Source organism: Mycobacterium sp. TH-M82, assembly GCF_057473605.1.
Genome location: NZ_JBYCKY010000636.1, coordinates 1 through 2,679, shown reverse-complemented (window position 1 = coordinate 2,679; position 2,679 = coordinate 1). Strand labels below are relative to the sequence as shown.

The 2,679-nt window shown below is 64.1% G+C and carries 3 protein-coding genes; 1 reads left to right on the top strand and 2 read right to left on the bottom strand.

From position 1 onward, the window contains the following. Positions 1 to 188 (top strand): type II toxin-antitoxin system Phd/YefM family antitoxin (locus AC2VON_RS18700; protein WP_486954299.1); only part of this gene is annotated, 188 nt, incomplete at its 5' end. A 120-nt stretch (positions 189 to 308) separates the two neighbouring features. Here AC2VON_RS18700 and AC2VON_RS18695 read toward each other — a convergent pair. Beyond that, positions 309 to 1,826 (bottom strand): zinc ribbon domain-containing protein, encoded by a 1,518-nt coding sequence (locus AC2VON_RS18695; RefSeq protein WP_486954298.1) that lies wholly within the window; start codon positions 1,824 to 1,826, stop codon positions 309 to 311. A 4-nt stretch (positions 1,827 to 1,830) separates the two neighbouring features. After that, complete coding sequence (locus AC2VON_RS18690) at positions 1,831 to 2,427, bottom strand: IS607 family transposase (protein ID WP_486954297.1); 597 nt, start codon at positions 2,425 to 2,427, stop codon at positions 1,831 to 1,833. Positions 2,428 to 2,679 lie beyond the last annotated feature (252 nt).

Below are 2,679 nucleotides of genomic sequence, written 5' to 3'. Positions count from 1 at the left end.
TTTATTGCATGGACACGGTGATGGTGCGCGATCTCCGGAACAACGGAGGGGCAGTCCTGCGCCGCGTCGAGCACGGCGAACGCATCGTCGTCACTCGCGACGGTGCGCCGGTGGCTGAGCTCCGCCCCCTGCCCCGACCCAGCGCCGGCCCGGCCGAACTCCTTCGGCGCCGCAAGAATCTTCCGTAGGTAAGCCCAGATACGCTCCGGCGCGACATCGACAATCCGATCGACCCGTCGCTGTGATCGAAGCTTCGAGCCAAGGGATGCTGGACAGTTCCTAATTCCATGGCAGTTCATGGTTTTAGGTCACGCAGCCTTTGTGGGGTTGCGTCCACGGGCACCTGTTATGCCGTGGACCGCGCCTGGTGTCGGCAGGTTCCACCGGTGGCGGTGGTCGCTGTCGAGTAGTCGGCGGGTGTTCTCCCGCGAGCGTGGACCAGTGCCGTGCGGTAGTGGTCGAGAACGTCTCGACGCCACGGTCCTGGACGCGTTCACGTCCGCGTGAAGCTTTTTGCCGCAAAACCCGCACACGAACCGTGCCTGGCTGTTGCGGTTGGTCTTGTGCACGTAGCCGCAGCCTGAGCATTGCTGGCTGGAATACGGTGCGGGTACCGCTGTGACGGTGATGCCGTGGCGTTCGGTCAGTCGTTGCAGCCGGGCCTTCAGGACGCACCGGCCGGTGCGGGTGCACAGCCGATTCATCCGCCGCGACAGCCCGCCACCGCGGAAGTCCAGCCGCTCGACCACCAACTCACGAACATCATCGGCGGCCAGCCGGTTAAGCAACCGGCCGATCTCGTTGGCCACGAAATCACCGATCCGCTGCTGCAGTTTGCGGTAGGTCGGATCGGCCTTGAGTGCGACACCGCGGCGTTGCAGATCAGCGGCAAGCGGTTCGGTCACCACGTCGAGCTCGCGCAGCCGGGCCAGCATCGCCCGGCCCAGCAGTTGGCCCTCACTGGTGGCGAACAGTGCCGAAGAGAACCCGAAATCGATTCCGACCACCGACCCAGATGTCCGTGGCGCGGTGTCGGGCTGATCGGTGATCAGCGACACCTCGACACCGCCGGTGGTGCGGTGGAGCTGGATCGCCGAACACAGCTTCCCACCCCGGCCGCGTACCCCCTCGATTTCACGGGTGAACCGAGGGTTGCAGATCAGCGGCACCTGCACGGGTTTGCCGCGGACCACAGTCGCGACCTTCACCCAATAGTCCACATGTCCATGTTGGGTGGCCGTGCGCGCCGCCGCGGCATTGGCCACGATCCCGTCCAGGGTCAAGGTGTTCACCCGCGACAGGTTCGGGAACCGGATCTGCTGCTGGGCGTGTTTGGCCAGCCGGCGCGCCAACGTCAACAGCCGCGGGTCCACCGCGCGCCATACCACCTCTGGTGTCATGGCGAGGCTGCTGTGTTCGACGGGAACCAGACGATCCCCGTCGATGCGCCACGGCAATTCCAGGGCCGGCACCCACCAGGCTTTGCGGGCGTTGATCCGGTACAGCACCGTGTTGTCATGGTCGGGCATGGTGGATCCGGTGACCAGTTCTCGAACCCGATCTTGCAGCCGCACCAGCCACCCCGACACGTTGGCGTGGACCATGTTCTGGGCGGACTTCAACTGCCGCGCCGACAACCGCGTATCAAACCAGAGCTGCTCGTTGGGCATCGACCGCCACCCCACAAGCTGCTGACCCGCCAGCAGTTCGCGGCGCGATCGCGCCGCCAAATGCCCCATCGCCGAACGGAACTGCGGAAACAACGCGCGCAGCGCCGCCACCTTCCCCGGGTTGGCGACCACGGTGTGGCGATGCGCAGCGATCATCTGATCACGCCCGTCCCGCCGCGAGTTTCGGGTCGATATCCAGCGCCGCGATCACGTCATCGGTCCTGCGCCGCGCCGACCGCAGCCCGTACAGGCGAGCAGCGAAGCTGTAGATGATCGACACGAAATCGTCGAGCAGATCGGACTTGTCCTCGGTCGCGGCGTCGGCCACCACGACCCTCCGCCCTTGTAACCCCAGCAGAACATCGAACCAGCCGAACCCAACGCGCGAGAGCCGATCCTTGTGCTCGACCACCAACGTGCCCCACGAGTCCTCCTTCAACAAGGCCGTCAGCTTCGGGCGGGCGTCGTTCACCCCGGAAGCGACTTCCTTGATAACAGCCACCACCGACAACCCCGCCGCGTTCGCGAACCGGGTCATCCGCTGCGCCTGACGATCCAGATCGTCACGCTGCTTGTGAGTGGACACGCGGGCATACACCGCGGCTCTACCGATCAGGGCGTGCCGCGGGTCGGGCACCACCACATGCCCTGAGTCGTCCAGGTGCGCGCCCTCGATCTTCCCCGCCTTGTACCGGTTCCAGGCAGCACGGTATTGGATCCCATTCCGGGCCGCGTACTCCGACAACTTCACACGCATATGGTATCAACTACCATGCAATTACCAGGCTATTCTATGTACTCGGAGCACTAGTTGTAACACCGCGAACGAGCCCTTCTGCAGGTCGACTATGCGCCACTATATGCATCTCTAAATGCGCGTGTTAATGCACTGATATCCGGTGTATTGTATGTGCCATGAGTAAAAGGGTCAGCCTGATTCTCAAAGATTCCGACGAAGCGGCGATCGCGCCGTACCTCCGCGAAGGCTCCGCCTCGTTCGAGGTTCTGC

Excerpts from the sequence above, each read along its gene's own strand:
- AC2VON_RS18690 (WP_486954297.1), bottom strand. The coding sequence starts at position 2,427 with ATGCGTGTGAAGTTGTCGGAGTACGCGGCCCGGAATGGGATCCAATAC.
- AC2VON_RS18695 (WP_486954298.1), bottom strand. The coding sequence starts at position 1,826 with ATGATCGCTGCGCATCGCCACACCGTGGTCGCCAACCCGGGGAAGGTG.